This is a genomic window from Bacillus fungorum (genome assembly GCF_002746455.1).
GTDB lineage: Bacteria > Bacillota > Bacilli > Bacillales > Bacillaceae_G > Bacillus_A > Bacillus_A fungorum.
Window position 1 is genome coordinate 48,448 of the sequence record NZ_NWUW01000020.1, and the last position, 21,464, is coordinate 69,911.

The 21,464-nt window shown below is 36.1% G+C and carries 16 protein-coding genes and 1 pseudogene; 3 read left to right on the top strand and 14 right to left on the bottom strand.

Translation table 11 applies throughout. The features are described 5' to 3' along the window. Nucleotides 1-17 precede the first annotated feature (17 nt). The 7 genes from CO726_RS22495 to fdhF form a co-directional block, all read right to left on the bottom strand. On the bottom strand, nucleotides 18-1,034 hold the full coding sequence (locus tag CO726_RS22495) for a molybdopterin-synthase adenylyltransferase MoeB (RefSeq protein WP_099685744.1): 1,017 nt from the start codon (nucleotides 1,032-1,034) through the stop codon (nucleotides 18-20). Between the two features lie 24 nt (nucleotides 1,035-1,058). Further along, on the bottom strand, nucleotides 1,059-1,838 hold the full coding sequence (locus tag CO726_RS22500; RefSeq protein ID WP_099685745.1) for a formate channel: 780 nt from the start codon (nucleotides 1,836-1,838) through the stop codon (nucleotides 1,059-1,061). A gap of 200 nt (nucleotides 1,839-2,038) precedes the next feature. Continuing rightward, complete coding sequence (gene moaA, locus CO726_RS22510; protein WP_099685746.1) at nucleotides 2,039-3,055, bottom strand: GTP 3',8-cyclase MoaA; 1,017 nt, start codon at nucleotides 3,053-3,055, stop codon at nucleotides 2,039-2,041. A 21-nt stretch (nucleotides 3,056-3,076) separates the two neighbouring features. Further along, a complete protein-coding gene (fdhD, locus tag CO726_RS22515) occupies nucleotides 3,077-3,874 on the bottom strand; it encodes a formate dehydrogenase accessory sulfurtransferase FdhD (RefSeq protein ID WP_099685747.1) in 798 nt (265 codons plus the stop codon). A 16-nt stretch (nucleotides 3,875-3,890) separates the two neighbouring features. Further along, nucleotides 3,891-4,235: a Na-translocating system protein MpsC family protein gene (locus CO726_RS22520; RefSeq protein ID WP_000039582.1), complete on the bottom strand. Its 345-nt coding sequence runs from the start codon at nucleotides 4,233-4,235 to the stop codon at nucleotides 3,891-3,893. Between the two features lie 116 nt (nucleotides 4,236-4,351). Next, a complete protein-coding gene (locus tag CO726_RS22525; RefSeq protein WP_099685748.1) occupies nucleotides 4,352-4,834 on the bottom strand; it encodes a helical membrane plugin domain-containing protein in 483 nt (160 codons plus the stop codon). Nucleotides 4,835-4,846: 12 nt separating this feature from the next. Next, entirely contained in the window at nucleotides 4,847-7,786 is a 2,940-nt protein-coding gene (gene fdhF / locus CO726_RS22530; RefSeq protein WP_099685749.1) for a formate dehydrogenase subunit alpha, read from the bottom strand. Between the two features lie 314 nt (nucleotides 7,787-8,100). Here fdhF and CO726_RS22540 point away from each other — a divergent pair. Further along, nucleotides 8,101-8,253, top strand: a pseudogene (locus tag CO726_RS22540) (Ger(x)C family spore germination C-terminal domain-containing protein); the annotation flags it as partial. 75 nt (nucleotides 8,254-8,328) lie between these two features. Here the strand turns inward: CO726_RS22540 and CO726_RS22545 are convergent. From CO726_RS22545 to CO726_RS22560, 4 genes are all read right to left on the bottom strand, one after another. Beyond that, nucleotides 8,329-8,463, bottom strand: a complete 135-nt coding sequence (locus CO726_RS22545) for a phosphonate ABC transporter permease (RefSeq protein WP_099685751.1) — start codon at nucleotides 8,461-8,463, stop codon at nucleotides 8,329-8,331. Between the two features lie 57 nt (nucleotides 8,464-8,520). Next, nucleotides 8,521-11,883 carry a tubulin-like doman-containing protein gene (locus CO726_RS22550; RefSeq protein ID WP_099685752.1) on the bottom strand — a complete coding sequence of 1,121 codons (3,363 nt, stop codon included), beginning with the start codon at nucleotides 11,881-11,883 and terminating at the stop codon, nucleotides 8,521-8,523. Nucleotides 11,884-11,955: 72 nt separating this feature from the next. Continuing rightward, on the bottom strand, nucleotides 11,956-14,055 hold the full coding sequence (locus tag CO726_RS22555; protein WP_099685753.1) for a vWA domain-containing protein: 2,100 nt from the start codon (nucleotides 14,053-14,055) through the stop codon (nucleotides 11,956-11,958). Between the two features lie 250 nt (nucleotides 14,056-14,305). After that, on the bottom strand, nucleotides 14,306-14,641 hold the full coding sequence (locus CO726_RS22560) for a hypothetical protein (RefSeq protein ID WP_099685754.1): 336 nt from the start codon (nucleotides 14,639-14,641) through the stop codon (nucleotides 14,306-14,308). Between the two features lie 134 nt (nucleotides 14,642-14,775). On the opposite strand from CO726_RS22560, the gene CO726_RS22565 reads away from it, so the two are divergent. Then, nucleotides 14,776-15,171, top strand: coding sequence for a hypothetical protein (locus CO726_RS22565; protein ID WP_099685755.1), 396 nt, complete (start codon nucleotides 14,776-14,778; stop codon nucleotides 15,169-15,171). Between the two features lie 41 nt (nucleotides 15,172-15,212). Here CO726_RS22565 and CO726_RS22570 read toward each other — a convergent pair whose 3' ends face one another. Together CO726_RS22570 and CO726_RS22575 are read right to left on the bottom strand one after the other, a co-directional pair. Beyond that, the gene (locus CO726_RS22570) at nucleotides 15,213-15,932 is read right to left on the bottom strand and encodes a class I SAM-dependent methyltransferase (protein ID WP_099685756.1); all 720 of its coding nucleotides are present in this window, start codon (nucleotides 15,930-15,932) and stop codon (nucleotides 15,213-15,215) included. A gap of 113 nt (nucleotides 15,933-16,045) precedes the next feature. After that, nucleotides 16,046-17,752, bottom strand: coding sequence for a peptide ABC transporter substrate-binding protein (locus tag CO726_RS22575; RefSeq protein ID WP_099685757.1), 1,707 nt, complete (start codon nucleotides 17,750-17,752; stop codon nucleotides 16,046-16,048). 315 nt (nucleotides 17,753-18,067) lie between these two features. Between CO726_RS22575 and CO726_RS22580 the strand changes: the two genes are divergently transcribed. Further along, nucleotides 18,068-19,422, top strand: a protein-coding gene (locus tag CO726_RS22580) for an IS3 family transposase (RefSeq protein WP_099685758.1) whose coding sequence is annotated in 2 segments (ribosomal slippage) — nucleotides 18,068-18,521 and nucleotides 18,521-19,422 — 1,356 coding nt in all. Because the reading frame shifts where the segments join, the coding sequence is not laid out codon by codon here. 66 nt (nucleotides 19,423-19,488) lie between these two features. Here CO726_RS22580 and CO726_RS22585 read toward each other — a convergent pair. After that, the gene (locus CO726_RS22585) at nucleotides 19,489-21,195 is read right to left on the bottom strand and encodes a peptide ABC transporter substrate-binding protein (protein ID WP_099685759.1); all 1,707 of its coding nucleotides are present in this window, start codon (nucleotides 21,193-21,195) and stop codon (nucleotides 19,489-19,491) included. Nucleotides 21,196-21,464: the final 269 nt, after the last annotated feature.

Below are 21,464 nucleotides of genomic sequence, written 5' to 3' on the forward strand. Positions count from 1 at the left end.
ATTGACAACCCTTTCTATTAACCGAATACGCGATAATATAGTTGCTTCGCTTTCGAAATATCATTTGTACCATGAATGAAAACACGACCACCTCGAAAAATAACAACGCGGTAATCATCTAATTGGCAAGATAGTAAATACGGATTCCGATCTACTTCCCCCAGTTTTTTTAATATTTTTTCTACATCGTCAAAATCATACTTCCTATTTTCTACCGGTCTAATTTGAACTGTATTTCTTCCGCATAAAGCAGCTACCTTCGTTTGGTTTTCGTATGATAAATAAGGATAAGTGCGATTCAAACCACACGAAGGGCAATCGTCTGTCTTGATTTTTCCTAGTTTTATAAAATGGTTTTGATTACTCCATATATCAAACATGAAAAATATTTTTCTAATTGCTGAAAAATCTTCTACTAAAATTTTGAGTGCTTCCGCCACTTGATATGCTGCGACGATTTGAACAGTCGGGCTAATAATTCCAGCTGTATCACACGTCACACCTGTAACTGGAACGTTCTTCAGCACACAATGTAAACACGGTGTCTCTTTCGGAATAATTGTATAACTCATACCGTACGATCCAACGCAAGAACCATATACCCACGGGATATTATGTTTTTGTGATAAATCATTTATTATAAATCGGATATCAAAATTATCTGTTGCATCAATTATTACATCTACATTTTTTAATAGGTCTTCCATATTTTCTGCAACTGCATCCACTACGAAAGCATGTATTTGTACTTCCGAATTCATTTGTTCTAGCCGATTTTTAGCAGCGATTGCTTTTGGCATTTTCTCTCTCGCATCTTGTTCAGAGTACAATTGTTGCCTTTGTAAATTACTCCATTCAACGTAATCACGATCAATAATCGTCAACTTGCCAATACCTGCACGTACGAAACTTTCGGCACTTGCACTTCCTAATGCACCTGCTCCTACAATTAACACATGTTTATTTCGGATTTTTTCTTGCCCTCTATTCCCAATTGGTTTGAACAACTGTTGTCGTGAATACCGATCAGCCATTACATACCCTTCCTCTCACGAACTCTATTTCATATTAGAATGTTGTTTTTGATAACAAGCAAAGTACGCAAATCCAACAAAGCCAGCTCCTCCAATTACATTTCCGATAAAGACAGGAACAAAATTTCTAGCAAGATCCATCCACGTCAGATGACCTGCAAAAATAACTGCCGAGATGACAAACATATTTGCTACCACTTGCTGAAATCCAATCACTACAAATGCCATAATTGGAATCCAAATTCCGATTATTTTTCCGACAAAATCACTCGTCCCATAAGCGAGCCAAAGCGCCAGACAAACGAGCCAATTACAACCAATTGCTAAAATTAAAGTTCTCCCAAATGATTCATGTAACTTCCCTTCCGCTATCGCTACCGTTTTATTTAAATAATCTCCCTCTGTTAATCCGCCAAGATGACCGAAACAATACGCTACGAAAATAGCTCCTACAAAATTCATGAAAGTAATCCAAATCCAGTTATTTAGCACACTAACCAATGTAATTTTCTTTGCATAGAATGCCATAGACATTGACATCATATTTCCGGTAATTAATTCTCCTCCTGCTAATACAACGAGCATGAGTCCAACAGGAAAAACCGCTCCTCCTAAAACATTTACTAAACTCCCCCAGCGCTCAGGCAAATTACCTAAAACGCGAATATTAAGTAAAAAACCTAGCGAAATAAACGCTCCTCCTAAAAAACCGAGAATAAGCATTGCTGGCAAGGTCTGACTTACTTTTTGAACACCGGCCTCAATTACAAGCTCAGCAATTTGTTCCGGTTTATGAAATGCCATTACTAATTCCTCCATTTTCTCCAAATAAAAAAGCAGCTTCAAAAAACCTCCTCAAAATAAAGGTTTTTGAATGCTGCTTAATTTCTCTGCACATCTTTTACAGAGATATCAATCATCACTTTTATTATAAAATAGAAAATCTACAACCGTTGCACATTTTCCATTTTGTATATACTTCATGATAGTGTCACTCTTATATATCAACCACCAATATGTGACATTTCAATTTTAGGTACCCTTTTTTTACTTGTATTACTTAAGCGTTCATCTGAATAACGATCTTCTCGGTTGTTCCATATATCGCGTACTATATCTGTTATTTCCTCGTCATTGTATTCAGATCGAAGCAGTTCTCTCAAGTCATTTCCTTTAGAAGCGAACAAACACGTATATAATTTTCCTTCTGCAGAAATACGGGCTCTCGTACATGAGGAACAGAAGGAATCTGTTACTGATGAAATAATACCTATTTCTTCATCACTTCCAATATAACGATAGCGCGTCGCAACCTCACCTGCATAATTCGCTTCTATCCGTTCTAATGGCATACCTTGATGAATCGTATCTACTATTTCTTGTTTAGAGACAACCTCTTTTAAATCCCAACCGTTATAATTTCCAACGTCCATATATTCAATAAAACGAAGAATATGCTTATTTTCTTTAAAGTATTGTGCCATCTCCAAAATATCTTGTTCGTTTTTTCCCTTTTGAACGACCATATTTATTTTAATTTTCATACCAACTTCAGCTGCAGCCTGTATTCCTTCCAGAACCCTTTGCACTTTGCTTCTATTACCATTTAAATAGAAAAACCGCTCTTCTTCTAAGGAATCTAAACTAACTGTCACACGTGATAAACCCGCCTTATATAAATCAGGAGCAAACTTTTTAAGTAACGATCCATTGGTTGTTAAACCGATATCTTCTACACCATCAATTTTATTTAGCCGCTCAATAAGCTTTGAAAGTCCTCTTCGAAGTAACGGTTCTCCGCCTGTAATTCGTAACTTTCTCACACCTAAAGAAACGAAAATACGTGTTATCCTTTCAATCTCATCAAAAGATAAAATTTTATTATTAGACAAAAACGAATAATCAGGACCAAATATTTCTTCTGGCATACAATAGCGACAGCGAAAATTACAGCGATCAGTAACAGAAATACGTAAATCCTTTAAAGGACGTTGTAGTTTGTCTAATGTGACAGATTTCATATTTATCGCCTCGCCTTTTACTTATTTTATATTTAAAACACGCTCTGGATGTGTATATACATTTAAAGATTGATTCCGAATAAATCCTATCGTAGTAATACCTAATTCTTCTGCTAGCTGCAAAGCCAACTCAGTTGGAGCTGATTTTGACAATATAATTTCACAACCAATTTTTGCAACTTTCAATAATATTTCCGAAGAAATACGACCACTAAAAACAATGATTTTATCGCTTATAGAAATATTATTTTTTAAGCAATAACCGTAAATTTTATCTAATGCATTATGTCTACCGATATCCATTCGACTTAACAAAATACCATTCACATCACACAAAGATGCATTATGGACGCCGCCTGTATGTTGAAACGTCACCGCAGATTGCTGCATTTCTTTCATTAATCGAAAACAATCTTCAGCACCAACCTGTACATGGACACCATTCATTTTTTTCGCGCTTAGTGCATCATTTGCAAAAACAAACCCTTGTCTACTCATACCACAGCATGAAGTAATGTAACGTTTATTTTGCATTTGTTCGTAATACGGATTCACTTTTTTCGTTGTGACATGTACAAATCCTTCTTTCTCTTGTACCCAAATGTCATCAATATCTTCATACTTCCGAATGATTCCTTCAGATGCTAAAAAGCCTATCACCATATCTTCTATATATTCTGGAGTACTAACCATTGTAACAAACTCCTGTCTGTTCATTTTAATCGTGACTGGAAACTCTGTTACAATGCTGTCCTCTATATGTTTAAACGCCCCTTGTTCATAACGAAAGATTTCTCTTTCCACCTGTATCGGTTTCACGATCAGTATCCTTCTCTCACGTTATATTTTTATCAAAAACAAATACCGAAACTGCAATATCTTCTTCTACTTTCATATCTGAAAACAGATTCACTAATTTTGCTCCAACAAGTTCCTCCAAATGTTCACGGGAATTCGCAGCATACACTTCTTGAATCATTTTCGTTCTAGCCATATGAACCATTTCCGCACCGTCCATCGTACTTGAAATGAATTTTTCAGTAGGTGTTAAGTTTCCATAAAGAGTCGCAATCGCCATATTTTCAGCAAAAACAGTATGAATTCGTTCTGGTCCTTTTCCGAAAAGTTCCTTTCGAAGTTTTCGTATCATATCATTAAATTCATGCACTTTTTTTGACATACAATTATTCCTCCCAAAAATCCTCATTTTACTTTATTATATATTTTACCAAAATGACCCTTCCGCCCAAACTATTTCGCACAAACATTTAGGCGAAAAGATTCACTTCATGAAGATTATTCGTCTTTTAACCCTTTACCCATACCTTTTAAGAAATGAAGCCCAAACCCGATAGCACGGTTAATGTCTGGGTCTTTTAGTACTTTCATAAGATCGAATACCCCTACTTTTTTATTACTCTCTAGATGTTCATTACCTTCTTCTAGACCTACTAATAAGCTACCTATAAGCTTTTTCGTAAGCTCTGGATCAAGTTCTGTTAAAGCACCCGCAGCCCCCATCATATTATTAATTAAATTTGTAACAGGCTCACGAGTCACTTGACCAAGAACTATTTTTGCGATTGGTTCTTTCGCCTTTAGCATAGAATTTGCAGCTTCTAGCATTCCAATGTCATTTAATTCCCCGACAATATTAAACATTTGATTTAAAGCCTCTTCATTATTAGCTAGAAGCTCTTTTAAATCATCTAATTTTTGCTGTTTTATTTCTTCCTCAGTTAACTCTTGTTGTTGAATCATTTTTATAGGTGCAGCCATATTTTTCTCCTCCTACTTATCCGTTAAATGCACATACCCTGGACGTGCCCACTTACGATGTACCTCAATACCGGCTTGAGGGTGACGTTTTTTATTACGCGGGTTCGCTTTCGGCATCGGATTTTCGCCATCAACTTCTAGCACTTCCATACGCACTTTTGTCTGTTTATAAGCAGGTGTATTCGTACGTACGTCCACAGCAGGACCTGTTAAGAAATTAATTGCCGTTTCATTATCTGTAGAATTCATCGGTAAATATAACTCATTTGCTTTTACACGATCTGTAACGAGTACACGTAATTTTAATGCTCCAAAAGGAGAGATAAGACGAACTAATGAACCTGTTTTCACTCCACGTTCTTTTGCAAGTGCTGGAGAAATTTCAACAAATACACCAGGCACTTTCGTTTGAATACCTGTTGATTTATTTGTCATATTCCCTTCATGAAAATGCTCAAGCATACGCCCGTTATTAATGTGAAGATCAAACTCCGCTGGGAATTCAGCTGGACGTACCCAGTCAGCAATCGCAAAACGAGCTTTTTTATCCGGGAAGTTAAATCCAGCTTGGAAAAGTAGTGGTGTATTCGCGCCATCAAAACTTCCCCAATGGAAACTATTCCATCCTTCAAGTACTTCATAGTTTGCTTGTGAAAATAGCGGTGATAAACTTGCCATTTCAGCAAAAATTTCACTTGGATGACTATAACTCCAGTTTGCACCTAATTTATTCGCAACTTCTTGCACGATCCACCAGTCTGGCTTCGCATCTTCAAGTGCAGGAAGAACTTGATATAGTCTTTGTACACGGCGTTCTGTATTTGTGAAAGTACCTTCTTTCTCAAGAGACGGTGCTGCTGGTAATACAACATCTGCATATTGAGCCGTTTTAGATAAGAAAACATCTTGTACAACGAAGAAATCAAGGCTCGATAACACTTCATGTACATGGTTCGCATTAGAGTCTACAAGAGCCATATCCTCTCCGACAAGATACATAGCTTTCATTTTCCCTTCGTCAATTGCGTGAAGCATTTCAATATTATTAAGACCTGGTTCACTATTAATTTTCACTCCGTAAGCCATTTCAAATTTCGCACGTTCCATATCGTTCGTAACTTGCTGATATCCTGGAAGCCATCCTGGTAAAGTACCCATATCACAAGCACCTTGTACGTTATTATGACCTCGAAGCGGATATGCACCAGCACCTGGACGACGATAATTACCTGTTGCAAGAAGTAAGTTTGAAATCGCAGCGGAAGTATCAGACCCACCTGTATTTTGCGTTACTCCCATACCCCAAAGGATACATGTACCGTCTGCAGCACGAATCATTTCAGCCATTTGAATAAGTGTTTCTTTTGAAATACCAGTCATTTCTTCTGCATATTCAAGTGTATATTCTGTAAGACTCTCTTTGAAATCTTCAAAGAAGTTTACATTCTCATCAATAAATTGTTGATCGTGCCAACCTTGATCAATCATATATTTCGTAACAGCCATTAGCCATACTTGATCTGTTCCTTGTTTCGGGCTAATAAAGACGTCTGAACGCTCTGCCATTTCTGTTTTACGAAGATCAGCCACAATTAATTTTTGTCCGTGTAATTTATGCGCACGCTTAATACGTGTAGCTAAAACAGGATGACCTTCTGTCGGATTACAACCTACAATAATAACAAGACCGGATTGTGCGATATCTTTAATCGTTCCAGCATCTCCGCCCATACCAATTGTACGGAATAGTCCGTCTGTCGCTGGTGATTGACAATAACGTGAACAGTTATCAATATTATTCGTTTCAAATACTTGTCGAGCTAATTTTTGAATCACATAATTGTCTTCATTCGTAATTTTAGATGAAGAAATAAAACCGATAGCATCTTTACCATACTCTTCTTTAATAGATCCTAATTTACTTGCAACTACATTCAACGCTTCTTCCCATGTAGATTCAACAAACGTTCCATTTTTACGGATTAACGGTTTCGTAATTCGTTCTTTAGAATTTACGAAATCCCAACCGAATTTCCCTTTTACACAAGTAGAAATTGCGTTAACTGGCGCATCAGAAGAAGGCTGTACTTTAAGAATTTTACGCCCTTTCGTCCACACTTCAAATGAACAACCTACACCACAAAATGTACATACTGTTTTCGTTTTCTTCGTACGAGTATCACGCATGGCCGCTTCCACTTCTGATACCGCAAAAATACCGCTATATCCAGGCTCAACTTCTTTAATTAAATCTACCATCGGTTCAAGAATATCTGGTTTTAATCCCGTCATAAATCCAGCTTCACCGAGCATCGTTTTCTCCATTAAAGCGTTACAAGGACAAATGGTTACACATTGACCACAGCTCACGCATGAAGAATCATTGATATCAACTCCACTATCCCAAATAACACGAGGACGCTCTGCTTCCCAGTCGATAGATAATGTTTCATTTACTTGTAAGTTTTGACACACCTCTACACATTGACCACATGCGATACATTGATTAGGGTTGTAGCGATAAAATGGATGCGTCATATCAACTTCACTTACATCTACTTTCGGTTCGTAAGGATATTTTTGATGTTCAATCTCCATTAATTCCGCTGTATTATGCAATTTACAGTTCCCATTGTTGTTGTCACATACGGTACAGTATAATAAATGGTTTTCTAGTAATCGATCCATCGCCTCTGTTTGTGCTTCTTTCGCACGAGCAGAATTACGTTCAATGTTCATACCTTCCGTCGCTACTGCCGAACAAGAGCGCATTAACTTTCCGTCAACTTCTACAATACAAGTGTCACATGTTTGAATCGGATCTACCTCTGGCACATAACAAATTTGCGGATGTTCAATCCCGTTCTTATTAATAACGCCCAATATCGTTGAACCAGGCTCCGCTGTATACTTTTTTCCGTCAATTGTAATATGAACCATGTTGTCATTCATGGTCTTTTCCCCCTTTTTGAGAATAAAAAAACTCCACCACGAAAATATACGCACCATATTTTGGCACGTTATTATCATGGTGGAGTAGTTTATTAGCACATCTTGCTAAAATACCAATCCATTTATTCATAAATAAAACGATAGATTCATAACAGGTCATATCACGATTCCATCTTTAACACTATAATTATAGCGTTAAAGTTAAAAATATACAATATAAAATTTAAACTACGCATATGTCAACTTGGAACTATCCATAATAACCCATATAAAGCGAAACTTTAATTATCCTTCACCAATCGGGGTTTTACGGGCAACTCGATCCATTCGGATTTATTGATTATGCAAGAGCATTTCAATATAAGAAATGGAAAGATGTTGAAAACGATTGGCCGAGTGCCTCTTCAAAAGCTAATGTAAAAGTAGCACCTACTATTAAAATTTTAGAAAACGGGATTATTAAATAGTAAAACACGCTACTTACTCTTATACGTTTAAAGAGCGAGTAGCGTGTTATCATTTTTATTTTGAAGCGTATGCAGTTACGCTTCTGTTTCTGGTTCTTCGTTTTCCGCTTGTTCCAATCTTTGCTGCTCTGCAAATTCAGCTGAAATCATTCCATAATAAATTTCTGGATACAATCCAAATATTTGATATACACTTCCTAAAAACGGCATCGGAATCCCTCTTTTCTAAAGTTGTATTGCCACTTTTAAGGATTCCCTTTTCATTCATTATACATTCGTTTTTGGCGTTTCTTCTTCATCATGAACGCTTAATAAATTTTGCCACTTTTTATAAGGAGCACTATTTGGATCTACATAACCTTTCGCGTACGAACGATCCCACAATTGTTTAATAAACATTTCTTTTTCTTTCTTTGCAACCATATCGGCACCTGTACCGTAATAATTTTGGAAATATAACTCAATTTCATCAAGGAATAGCCTTAATAATTCATCAGAAGTTTCTTCTAACGTTGGGTCATATTTTGCTTCACGGTCATACATTAAAATCATATCTAAAATATTATGGACATGCTCTTTACGAAGCCATCTAATATCTTGAGCACCTAATACAAATGGATGTGTATATAAATGTCCACCTTGTATCATCGCCTTTTCTTGTTCTTCTTCAAATCTGGATAAGATGTTTTCATAAATGAACGGATTATGAAGCAACGCTCTGTGTAATTTGTAACTTTCGTTTGAAATATTTTTCCCCATCGACTGAATTAAGAAGCTACGCCCAACGCCGTTATATTGATACACGAACTGTCCGTCAACAGCAACTAAACTAATCCAGCGATACATATACGCGTATAGAAGAGCTCGATTACATTTATCATAATCTAACTTCGTTTGCGTTGCATTTAAGTCTGGCATGAATGCTGGTAAGTGCCAATACTTATCTAAATGCGGCGTTAAACTAGATTTTTTACTATTCAACTTGTTTACACGGCGATAGTACGACTGAAAATAATCACCTTTATCATTCATAAATCCATTTGCAATATGTCCAGACGAAAGCTTAGGAAAGTCTTGTAGTGATAAACCGTAATGTGCACGATAACAAATGACTTCAAATGGCGAGAAAGCTTCATTTACTGTATCCTTTTCTTTAAACATTTCTTGAATTAATTCCTCTTGCAGTTCTTTCTTTAAAGATGGATGTATACCCCAATATTGTAATTCCCTATGATGTGAAACTTTCGGCACGAATGGACTTGCTAAATGGAACAAGTCTTCAATTTTTTCACGGACGTATTCATCACGATCACGCTTCTTATAATCCGCTTCTTTTCTTAGTGCTTCAACGATGTTCAGCTCTAATTTATCTCGATAGCGTATTTGTAATTCATCGTAGCAATAACTTAATATGTGCTCACGATAAAAGTCTTCTACCTTTTTGGATTGAATCTCTTCCGTTTTCGCATCTCTGCAATATTCCCCGTATAAACTCATATAAATTTCTGCTGATATATCTTTCGGTAATACACCTAAATTTAAATGTTGCTGCATATCTTGCCATATCTTTTCTTGCAACTTCTCTTCAGCTAATACGTATACATTCGTTGGGTTTGTTTTCCCTTCAAATTCTTTGCTTCGTTTTTGAATTTCAAACAATAAATTTTCACGTGTTTCATGTAAATTATCAAAAAACCTTTCCCAATATTGAATCATTTTACTAACTGCTTGATATAACGATTGATAAACGAGTTCTAATAGCATTTCTTTACGATACTCATTTAATTTGTGTACATACTGCGTTACAATATCTTCAAATTCTTTTTTAAATAAACGCTGCTGATTATTAATCATTTTTCCAAACCATCCTTGTTGCTGCGCGATTTCTACTCGGCGAACAGCTGTTACCGTTCCATCAATATTACTCACATTAAATTTCTTATCGTAGTTTTGAATTAAATTACGCTTTTGTTCATTATTTTCATGTAGTCGATTCATTTTTTCTACTAACTGCTTTCGAATTTCATACAACATAAAACGAGCTGATACTGGATGAACAGGATCTGTTTTCTTTAAAAACCATGTATTTAGTTGATATGACTGACCTTCAGAACCACTTGGTGAAAAACGGTCTGATTCAATCATGTCATATAAAAGTGTCGTTACATGTTCATGTACGCGGCTCGGAATCGCATACGCATATAAACGAACCGCATGATCCACCCTTGCTACTTCACCTTTCATTTGCTCCATCATTTTCAGCTTCGCAGCCGAAATTTTACACTCATGCTGCAGGCGATTTAATTCCTCGTCTTTTTGCACCGTACGCTGTACATAGCTTTCTACAGCTTCTAAAAACAGTTTAGATTTCGCAACACCAACCTTACCACCCTCTGCTCCTTCACGTGTTTCATTATACATTTGTCTATAGAAAATATGAGCCTGTTCTGGGCGAGTAGCAAGATGTTCTAAATCTTCTAAATAACTTTTCCCACGCTCTGGCTTTTCACGTTGCATACCACGTTTTACATCTTGATCGTATCTTTGTTTCTTCTCTTGAAACAATTGATCTAAATGAAGCCACGATTCATCTAAACCTTGCACTGCCCATTTTAAAGCACAATATTTTAACACATGCTCATACGGATAAATAATCTTTGCCGTTCCTGCCCCGCAATATCGCCCTTTCCCGCTTGATTCTGCTAATTGCTGAATTTGATTATCTTCCTGTGCAAAATGATTTGCAGACATCGGACTAAATAACTGTAAATAAATCGTATTTGCCATTTGCTCCATATAATCTGATAAATTGTGCAGATGGTGTCCATGTAAATTTTCGTAATCGTATAAGAAACAATAATTGTACGGTAAATGATGTTGTTTAATCGTATGATTCGTTCTTCCATCTTCATCTACTTGATCAGGGCGATACTCTAATTCAATTGTTACGCCGCCGCGTTTTGATAATTCTCCAGTAGAACCGAGCGTAATAGCATGTAATTCTTTTAACGAGGCATAGCCATTTGCTTGCACCGTTTCAAATTCTTTCGCACTAACCGTTCTCGTCTTAACTAAAACGTCCGGCATTAAAAACGCACCACGTATTAAAATGTTGTGATGCTGTAGTTTTTTCCGAAGCATTTCACGTAAATATAATGCAATTTGTAGAAACATCCCTGAACCTGTTCCGCCCGCTAGTGATGTTACGATAATGACACGCACTCCATATTCCGTTTGATCGCTTGTGACCGGAAAAATCTTCTCAATTTCTTGCCAAAAGGATGTGAGTTTATCTTCTTTCATCGCAGCACGTAACGCTAAACGGGAAATGACGCGTAACTGTCCTGCCCCTTCTGTCAGTGGTTTATCAAGTATAGTTGGGTCCATTGGAAACCATTCTGGAATCGTTGGATCTCCCGCAATATACTCCCTGGGCGTTTTACTCGAACTCGTTTGCGTCTTAAACTTTCGAATATGATCAAATTTACTCAATGTATTCACATCTGTATCAAATACGTGCATTGCTACTTTTTTTCGGCGCTCCTCAGGCAGCCTTTCATATATTTGATGTGTCACAGTACTACCGATTCCACCTAAACCAATTAATATCGTTGGAACTTGTAATGTCATGTGAACCACCTTCCTATTCTTGCTTGTTTGAAAAGAGGAGGAAATATACTACTCTCCTCTTTTCCCCATCTACTATTCACACTCGTATTTGTAAATCTCCTTACCATAGCCTCTATCAATTACTAAAAGTTCATTTGGATATAGTGTCTTATGTTCCATTCCAACCTCATCCTCTGTTATAAACATCCCATCAATAATCATTCCTATTACTTGTGACTCTTTCGCTACAAATATCGACTTCGATCCTTTCTTTGCTATAAACGTAACGGATTGCACAGTCTTTCTTTCTGCTCGGAATGGAATGCCAAAATAGTGCTTCCACCATTTATTTTTAAGTAACTCTGGTTCAGATTGATATAACCAATCTTTCGCTACCTCTTGATCCCATTCGTAATACAATAGTGCTTTCCGGTGAAATCTTGGACGGACAATCCATCCTAAAACGATTATTCCTACTATTAACAGTAATAAAGTGATAGGAATAACAAACTTAAAAATAAGCGCATACTTTTCATAAAACGGTGCATTTTGAATATGAAGTGATATTTTTTTCTTTACTTCTTGTAATTTTGAATCCTGTACTACGATGGTAGCTTCTACGGTGCCGGTATCTGTAAAATTGAATGTGTCGGAGTAATGAGGTCGAGGATACATATAAATTTGATTGCCATGTTGTTTTATTTCATAGTTGATTGATTGTTTAGATATGACACCAGTAGATTTTAATAGTTTCTTTACAGCTTCTTCTGTCATCGGCTTACCATCTAACTGTGGTTGTATAATAAACGGTTTACTATTTTCTAAATTCGTTACTTTTTCTTCATAATCTTGTGTTACGGTTTGCAGTGATAATTTCGGCTTTTCCGTTACTTCGATTTTAAATTCTTTCGTTTGTCGGTAAAATCCCTTTATGTTCATATGAACTTTCCCGCGCACTAACCCTTTATCAATCTTCGTTTCGTAGTAAAATACATGTTTTTTATCGTCCCACTTCATCGGGTACTGTTTTCCGTCTATTTCTACTTCTGCCTGAAAATATGAAGACTGAATTGGTAATTCCGTAGGCTTCGCTTCAATAACAGCGGTAACACCTTCGTACATTTTTTCTACATTTTTTTGACTACTATCATCTTTATCATAAGTAGAAACAGTGTAGTTAAGCGCCGGTTCAACTAGTACTTGTAGTCCTTCTTTCTCAATGTCCTGGTCCACTTCTATCGTATAAGTCCCTGGTTTAATAACTTCCTCATTTTCCGTACTTATATGAACTATATTTCCGAATAATTTCGCTTCTCCTGGTGCATGTATGGAAAACGAAGATTGTAATTGTAATGGTTTAGAAATTTGTGTGACCTGATAATCGGGCAGAGAAGGTGATTGTCGTACAAGCGTCATACGCTTTAACGGAAATGGTGTTGTAATCTCTACTTTCTTCCCTACTACTTTCGTTTTTACAATCGATTCAACAGATGAGAACGGATCACGATTTGCGACTAATGCCGCCACCTGATTGACGCTTTTTACAATACCATCCTCTCCACTAGACGGCATCGTAACTCCATTTATCTCTTTCTTCCATATTTCTTTAAACGTATTTAGTTGTGCTTTTTCTTGCTGTCCTAAATCCTCTTCCATCGTAATTAAAACCGGATGTAACGATATCTTTTTTACATCCATTTCTTTCTTAAACTGTGCTAACTTTTGTGTAATTTGTTCTTTTCCGCCAACCTTATCTTTCTCTAAATCATTAAATGCCCCGTCAGTTAAGACAATAAGCCAAAATTCACGTTTTCCATCTATATCTGCTTCCTTTTTTATAGATTGCATCGCCGTTTCTACTGCGCTAAACGGAGTATTTAAATACGTTTTCCATGCTCCAATTCCCTCAATTTCCGTTTGTCTCTTATCTTTCGTTAATGAAATGTTTAATGGATCATTCGGCTTGCTCATTGGAACGTAAGAAAATTTATCTTTTTCATCTAATAGCGCAACTAAACTTTGCAAAGCGTAATTGGCATATTTCCAGCGATCGTTATTTCTCATGCTGCCCGAATCATCATATACAAGTGAAACGACCCTTGCCTTTGCCTCCTCTCCTTTTGCAAAAGTCCAAAAAGGATGTAACCATATAAATAGAAACAACATGAATGTGGCACAAATTCGAATTTTCATGATGAGGCTTCGCCACCTTTGTAGACAAATTCCTATGTTTAAATTTATGAGAGGATACAAGATATATGACTTGTATTTTAGGACAACTAACACACCATAACTTTATTATGTAAACAGTTGTATAAGCTGAATATTATTCTTTCTAGCATTTTCTATCCGATAATGTAAGTAAAAAAGCCTGTTTAAGCTCTACACTTCAAACAGACTTTTCCTACTTTTCATATTGAAAACACATATCAAAAAGTTTGATTTATCGCTTCACATACACTTCAACAATTGGATTCTCTTTATTATCCGCATGCAAGCGTATATTCTCTTCACTTGTACTATAAATGCTAGCTAATAACATAATTGTTAACACATTAGGAGTTTTTGCATCGCTCCCGTATTTCCTTTCCAGCGCTTCCTTATACTCAAAATCCAAGTCCCCCTGTACATATGTATACACTTCAAAACCATCTTCTAAATTGCAAACTACTGTATCGATAATATCTGCACCTATTTGCTTCTTCATTTCCTCTCGCAACGCTTCAATAAACTCTTCCCACGGTACTTCGTATGTCTGAAACTGATCTGTAGATTTCATGACTTTTCCTCCTTATATATCCTCTTCCTATATTTCCCCTTTCCTATAACAATTATGATAGTTAGGGCATTCGTACAAGCCGCACTTGTCCCCTTTACATATCGTATTACTGTAATGGGGAAGGAGGAATGAATATGCATAGACAAAAATGTTATGATACGTGCCAACGTTATTTCGGTAAAGTCGTTCGCATTGAAGATCGTGATGGTCGCATTCATTTAGGCAAAATAATTGATGTGACGAAAAACTCTGTATGGATTGAGCCAGTGCAACAGCACTCATCTTTTGATTCAGGATTCGGATACTATGATGCATATGCAAACGGTGGTTGCGATCTTTGCGGCGGCATTAGCAGATGCGATAGTTGTGGATTTGGATGCGGTGGTGGATTCAGCAGCTGTGGATGTGGCGGCCGTGGTTGCGGTAATTGTGGTGGCGGTAGCTGGGGCGGCGGCGGTTGTGGCTGGGGTGTTGAACTCGGATTTGGTTTTATCTTTGGAATTACATTAGCTGCATTATTTTTCATTTAACATAAGTAAAGAGTTGACTATCTTTAGCCAACTCTTTTTCTTTATTTTTCACATATAAAAATACGATGACCTAAAATGTGTTGGTACATAAGCCTTATATTTTCATGTTGCACCCATGCCTCATATAACTCATTCGGAATAAATTGTGATACATTCCATTCCGGCTCTTCTATATAAGCAGAGATTGTTTCTGCAATTGTACCACCGCCAGCAATAGTAACCCGCTTAAAATTTGCTTTCTGAAATAATTGTACCCACTCACTCTCAGTTAATAGCTCTTTCATCCCGTATAATTGAGCAATTTTCTCTTCCTCATCTTTATCAATATGCCTATCAATAATCATTTCAATGACAACAAGCTTACCGTCTTTCTGTAGTACACGATAGCACTCCGAAATAACCCTTTCTTTGTCTGTAAAAGCGATGATTGATTCTCCAAGTACGAATTCAAATGAGTTATTCAAACACGGTAAATTCTCTACATTTTCTTCAATTAATTGTATATCTAATCCTTCAAACAACCATCTATCTTTCGCCTTTTGAATCATAATCTCATTCTTTTCAACCGCCGTTACTTTATAACCACATTCTTTTGTCATATACGCCGCTGTTTTCCCCGTACCGCAGCCTATCTCAAGGACATTTGCTCCATATTTAAAAGGCAGTTGTGCTAACAATTGTTTTGTTAACGTAAAACCACCAGGATGAGCACTCCCTATTCCGTAATAAGCTAAGAAATCGATGTATGTGTTTCGTTTCATGGGATTCTCCTTTAAATTTTCTATAATACATATATTCATCCATTAATAAATCGTGCATATAAAAAAAGCATTTCCAAGTGCTATACCGCAGCTTGAAAATGCTCTTATCTTTTTTATTTCTCTTCTACATACGCCCATTTGAAACTATATTCCGGACTAATATTGTGTTTCACGATTCCCTTTATATTTGGTTTCATTACATATGATCTAGCATTTTGATATAATGGTACAAGCGCTACATCGTCTTCAAGTAATATTTTTTCAGCCTTTCCTAACTCTGTCCAACGTTTTTTTGCATCAGCCATCCATTCTGTCTTACTTTTATTAATAATGTCATCATATTTTGAATTTGAGTAGCTCATCTGGTTCTGCGAATTTTTTGTCTCAAACATATCAAGATATGTCATCGGATCCGCATAATCCGGATTCCAGCCACCATATGAAAAATCATAATCTTGGTCTGATTCTAATTTTAGTTTTTGCTTAAATGGTTGCAGTTTAATATTTACTGTCACGCCTTTTAGGTTTTTTTCAACTTGATCTTTTACATACTCCCCTACTTTTTTCGCATTACCAGTATCATAATTTAATAACTCTATCGTCACTTGATCTTTTCCTAGTTCTTTTTTCGCTTCTTCCCAAGCTGCTGCTGCTTTTTTGGAGTCCTGTTTTAAACCATTCTTAAACGTTTCTGCGAAATCTTTACCGTCTGGTCCACTTGCTAAACCTTTTGGTACTAAGTAATCTACTGGTTTTGAACCATCATTTAAAATGACATTCGTTAAAGCTTTCTTATCAATGGATAATGCAATTGCTTCACGTAGTTTTTTGCTCTTTAACGGTGTATCTTGCCCACCACGTTTTTGGTTTAGACGTAAGTAAAACGTACTTGTTTCCGAATATGCGCCAAACTCTTCTTTATTATTTCTATACTTATCAACAAATTCACCTGATAAAAGCGCGAAATCAATCGCACCTGTATCATATAAATTTACTCTAGTAGCTGGTTCTTTTACTACACTATAATTGATTTCTTCTAGTTTTACAGTCTTTTTGTCCCAATACTGCTCATTTTTCTTTAATTTCCAGCCTTGCTCATGTTTCCAATCAGTAAGAACGAACGGTCCGTTATATACTGTTGTATCAGACTCTAAACCGAATTTATTCCCTTTTTCTTTTACAAACTTTTCATTTAATGGATAGTATGACGCAAATGCCATTAAGTTCAAGAAATATGGTACTGGTCTTTCTAGTTCCACTTCAAGCGTATAATCATCTACCGCTTTTACACCTAATGTTGCAACTTCTGCTTTTCCTTGGTTAATTGTTTCTGCATTTTTAATATAGTAAGCAATAAATGCATACTCAGCAGCTGTTTTTGGATCTACTAGACGTTGCCATGCAAATACGAAATCTTTCGCTGTTACAGGATCACCGTTTGACCATTTTGCATCTTTACGTAATTTAAATGTATATTTTTTACCATCCTCACTTTTTGTGCTTGACTCTGCTACAGCTGGAATTGGCTTATTATCTTTATCAAGTCGATATAAACCTTCCATCGTATTCCCTAAAATTTGTGCGCCAAGTGTATCTGTACTTTTTGAAGTATCCATTGTCGGAATTTCATTCGTTTCTGTACGATTTAGCACTTGCTTTGCCGCATATTTAATATCCGCTTTCTTCTCTTCCCCACCATTATTAGACGTTGTAGTCGGTTTCTTCTCCCCACCAGAAGATCCAGAACATGCTGTTAAAGCCATACTCATTGCCAAAACTGGTGCTACAACTGCCGTGAATTTTTTCATCTTTTTCTTCATTCTTATACCCTCCCCAATTATATGTAAGCAACTAACTTTGAGAGATTTTCTATGAACTTAGTTATTAATACCTTTTCACTAATTAACATCCTGTTAATTATCCTCATTTTTGAAATTTCACTTATCTTATTTTTATAGTAACTAAGTATTTTACTATTACTACTATACGAATTCTCCCCCATCTACTATATGTCAGTACCACTTTTCTTATTCTCCTCTATTTAATTTAATAGAAAAAGAGCGTTTTAAAAGGAATTATGAACTGCACCCCAATTGTTAGACACATAATCTAACAATTGGAGGTGCAGTTTTTCTATGGCTAAATTTACAGTTGATGAAAAAATACACATCGTTCTACGTTATTTGAACGGAAATGAAAGTTATCGAGAAATTGGTAGAGCGGTTGGTGTAAGGGACACAGTCATTTTGAATTGGGTAAACCAATATAAGCAAAATGGTGTGGAAGCTTTTCTAAAACGATGTACAAATTACACACAACAATTTAAACTAGACGTACTAAACTTTATGATTGAAAACGGTATGTCCTTATTTGAGACGGCAGCTATCTTTAACATTCCTGCCCCTTCAACGATTTCTGTTTGGAAAAAACAGCTCGAAATACAAGGAATTGATGCCCTTCAATCTAAGAAAAAGGGGCGTCCATCCATGAAAAAAGAGTCAAATAAACAATCAAAACAACCTTTAGCTGAAGGGTCAGTCGAAGCACTTGAAGCACGTATTCAACAGCTTGAAATGGAAAATGCGTACTTAAAAAAGTTGAATGCCTTAGTTCAAAACAAGGAAAAATCATGAAACAGGACAAAGCGCAAGTAGTCTATGAATTAAGGCATAAATATTCGGTGAAAGCACTTGTAGAGCTAGCTAACATTCCACGAAGCACGTATTATGATTTAGTAAAGAAAATGAATCGCCCGGATTTAGATGCCGATTTGAAAGCCGAAATTAAAGCGATTTATGAGGGAAATGAAGGTCGTTATGGCTACCGTCGTATTCGTGATGAGTTAACGAATCGTAGTCAAAAAGTGAATCACAAGAAGGTTCAGCGCATTATGAAAGAGCTTGGATTAAAGTGTGTTGTGCGTATGAAAAAATATAAGTCTTATAAGGGGAAAGTTGGTAAAACTGCACCCAATATTTTAGCACGCAGTTTTCATGCAGATGCACCAAATCAAAAATGGGTAACAGACATCACAGAGTTTAAATTGTTTGGAGAGAAACTGTATGTATCACCTGTATTAGACTTGTATAATGGTGAGATTATTACCTATACAATTGGCTCTAGACCGACGTATTCACTTGTTTCAGAAATGTTAGAGACAGCATTAGAACGTTTACCTGAAAATCACCAACTATTGATGCATTCAGATCAAGGGTGGCATTATCAAATGAAACAATATGTCCGGACACTTGAATCAAGGGGTATTGTGCAGAGTATGTCTCGAAAAGGAAACTGTTATGACAACGCAGTAATGGAGAATTTCTTTGGGATCATGAAGTCGGAATTCCTCTACATAAAAGAGTTTGAAAGTGTAGAGCATTTCAAAAGAGAATTAGAAATATATATAGATTATTACAATACGAAACGGATAAAGGCAAAATTAAAAATGAGCCCGGTGCAATACCGGACTCAATTTTATCAAGCTGCCTAATGAAATAACCGTGTCTAACTTTTAGGGGTCACTTCATTATCTACTTTTAAACACGCTCTTTTTCTATTATTTGCCTTCCGTTACATAAGCCCACTTAAAGCTATATTCCGGACTAATGTTATGTTTCACAATGCCTTTTACATTCGGTTTCATTACATATGCTCTACCTGTTTGATATAAAGGTACCATCCCTGCATCTTCTTCAAGTAATAATTTTTCTGCTTTACCTAACGTTTCCCAACGTTTTTTCGCATCAGACATTAACTCATTACCTGCTTTTTTCACCATATCATCATATTTTGGATTCGAATAACTCATTTGGTTATACGGGCTCTTCGATTCAAACATATCAATAAATGTCATTGGATCCGAATAATCTGGGCTCCAACCTGCAAACGAAACTTCATAATCTTGTGCTGACTCTAATTTTAGTTTTTGTTTGAACGGCTGAATTTTCGTGTTAACCGTTACACCTTTTAAGTTTTTCTCAATTTGATCTTTAAAGTAGTCAGCAATTTTTTTTGCAGTTCCATCATCATAGCTTAGTAATTCAATTGTCACTTGATCTTTTCCAAGTTCTTTTTTCGCTGCTTCCCAAGCTGCTGCACCTTTTTTCGGATCATATTTCAGACCATTTTTAAATGTATCTTGGTAATCTTTGCCGTCTGATCCTGTCGCAAGCCCTTTTGGTACTAATTGATCTGTTGCTTTTGAACCGTTATTTAAAATAACATTTGCTAAACCTTTTTTATCAATTGATAATGCGATTGCTTCGCGTAGTTTTTTGTTCTTTAACGGTGTATCTTGTCCGTTACGCTTTTGATTTAAGCGTAAGAAGAATGTACTTGCTTCTGAGTACTCACCATACTCCTCTTTGTTCGATTTATATTTATCAACGAATTCTCCTGATAATAGTGTGAAATCAATTGATCCTGTATCATATAAGTTTACTCTCGTCGCAACTTCTTTTACTACACTATAGTTTATTTCTTCTAGTTTTACAGTCTTATTATCCCAATACTTATCATTTTTCTTTAGCTGCCATCCTTGTTCATGTTTCCATGAAGCCATAACGAACGGTCCGTTATACAGCGTTGTATCTGCTTCTAAACCAAACTTATCTCCTTTTTCTTTTACGAACTTTTCATTTAAAGGATAGTATGACGGGAATGCTAGTAAATTTAAGAAATATGGTACTGGCTTTTCTAACTCTACTTCTAGTGTATAATCATCTACCGCTTTTGCTCCTAATTCTGTTGCAGCTTTTTCACCTTTATTAATTGCCTCTGCGTTTTTAATATAGTAAGCAATAAACGCATATTCTGCAGCAGTATTTTTATCAAGTAAGCGCTGCCATGCGTACACGAAATCTTTTGCTGTTACTGGATCACCATTTGACCATTTTGCATCTTTCCGTAGTTTAAATGTATATTTTTTGCCATCCTCGCTTTTCGTACTAGATTCTGCAGCAGCCGGAATTGGCTTATTATCTTTATCAAGACGATATAAACCTTCCATTGTGTTTCCTAAAATTTGTGCCCCTAGCGTATCAGTAGATTTAGAAGTATCCATCGTCGGAATTTCTTGGTTTTCTGTACGATTTAACACTTGTTTTGCTGCGTATTTAATTTCAGATTTTTTCTCTTCCCCACCACCACTAGACGTCGTAGTTGATTTCTTCTCCCCACCAGATCCAGAACACGCTGTCAACGCCATACTCATCGCTAAAACTGGCGCTACAACCGCCGTGAACTTTTTCATCTTTTTCTTCATTTTTGTACCCTCCCCAATTATATGTACGAAACTAATTTTGAGAGATTTTCTAATAATTAGTTATCAGAAAATTCTTATTAATTAATATTCTACTAATTTTTCAGCTTTTGTAAAGTTATTTTTAAAATATTTAGAAAATTTATTCTAATTAACGATAATAGTCTATTTTCTATTACCATGCTACAGGTATCCCTCCATCTACTACATTTCGTTCTTTCTCTACTCTTTCATTTTCGTGTCATTGTACAATAAAAAAAGTACTTCGAAGC

Excerpts from the sequence above, each read along its gene's own strand:
- CO726_RS22495 (WP_099685744.1), bottom strand. The coding sequence starts at position 1,034 with ATGGCTGATCGGTATTCACGACAACAGTTGTTCAAACCAATTGGGAAT.
- CO726_RS22500 (WP_099685745.1), bottom strand. The coding sequence starts at position 1,838 with ATGGCATTTCATAAACCGGAACAAATTGCTGAGCTTGTAATTGAGGCC.
- moaA (WP_099685746.1), bottom strand. The coding sequence starts at position 3,055 with ATGAAATCTGTCACATTAGACAAACTACAACGTCCTTTAAAGGATTTA.
- CO726_RS22520 (WP_000039582.1), bottom strand. The coding sequence starts at position 4,235 with ATGTCAAAAAAAGTGCATGAATTTAATGATATGATACGAAAACTTCGA.
- CO726_RS22525 (WP_099685748.1), bottom strand. The coding sequence starts at position 4,834 with ATGGCTGCACCTATAAAAATGATTCAACAACAAGAGTTAACTGAGGAA.
- fdhF (WP_099685749.1), bottom strand. The coding sequence starts at position 7,786 with ATGAATGACAACATGGTTCATATTACAATTGACGGAAAAAAGTATACA.
- CO726_RS22545 (WP_099685751.1), bottom strand. The coding sequence starts at position 8,463 with ATGCCGTTTTTAGGAAGTGTATATCAAATATTTGGATTGTATCCAGAA.
- CO726_RS22550 (WP_099685752.1), bottom strand. The coding sequence starts at position 11,883 with ATGACATTACAAGTTCCAACGATATTAATTGGTTTAGGTGGAATCGGT.
- CO726_RS22555 (WP_099685753.1), bottom strand. The coding sequence starts at position 14,055 with ATGAAAATTCGAATTTGTGCCACATTCATGTTGTTTCTATTTATATGG.
- CO726_RS22560 (WP_099685754.1), bottom strand. The coding sequence starts at position 14,641 with ATGAAATCTACAGATCAGTTTCAGACATACGAAGTACCGTGGGAAGAG.
- CO726_RS22565 (WP_099685755.1), top strand. The coding sequence starts at position 14,776 with ATGCATAGACAAAAATGTTATGATACGTGCCAACGTTATTTCGGTAAA.
- CO726_RS22570 (WP_099685756.1), bottom strand. The coding sequence starts at position 15,932 with ATGAAACGAAACACATACATCGATTTCTTAGCTTATTACGGAATAGGG.
- CO726_RS22575 (WP_099685757.1), bottom strand. The coding sequence starts at position 17,752 with ATGAAGAAAAAGATGAAAAAATTCACGGCAGTTGTAGCACCAGTTTTG.
- CO726_RS22585 (WP_099685759.1), bottom strand. The coding sequence starts at position 21,195 with ATGAAGAAAAAGATGAAAAAGTTCACGGCGGTTGTAGCGCCAGTTTTA.